The following is a 611-nucleotide window of genomic DNA, read 5'->3' on the forward strand; positions in this document are numbered from 1 at the left end:
TGGCGGTATCGTCCTTGGGGGTTTGCGATGACGGTTTGCTGGAGTTGGCGCTGTTTTTTGGGGTGCGCTTTTCCATGAACACGACCATCAGCACCTCGAACAACATGAGCATGGCCTGGATTAGCATCGAATTCCTGCTGATGTTTGTCATTGGCGCCGTAGTATTCCGCCTCACCTGGGCCTTTACGCAAAAGAAACTGCCCTGCTGGAGCAGTGTACTGATATTGGTAGCCATCATTCTGCTATTGGTACCCGGCCACATCGATGAAACCTTGATCGTCGAGTTTGGAGGCAAGACCCCTCCGAAACACTTGCTCAGCCCTCTTGCCGTGAACCTTTTGCGCTGTGTGGGGGTTCTTCTTGGCGCCTGGCTGGCGACAACAGTTATCGGCAAACGAAAAAAGATCGGACTCGAAGACAAACCGCCTTACGATGATTTTCCCTGACCACCCGCCCCATCCATAGAAAGCATACTGCCTCTTTAATATATTTGCTAGAGTTTAGAGTAAGCAACATTGTTCCACCGTATATTTTCGGGTGAAATAAAGTTGCTATTTTGTTCATACTGCCCGTTAGAGCTTGTTCTATACGCTGATTGCTGCATCCTGCTC

1 protein-coding gene is annotated in these 611 nt (G+C 49.6%); it reads left to right on the top strand.

The annotated features are described in order from the left end of the window. The coding region (locus ACOCD2_RS25010) for a hypothetical protein (protein ID WP_293650482.1) at nucleotides 1-446 on the top strand (446 nt) is incomplete at its 5' end. Nucleotides 447-611: the final 165 nt, after the last annotated feature.

It is taken from the genome of Thiolapillus sp. (assembly GCF_048562965.1).
Lineage (GTDB): Bacteria > Pseudomonadota > Gammaproteobacteria > Chromatiales > Chromatiaceae > Thiolapillus > Thiolapillus brandeum_A.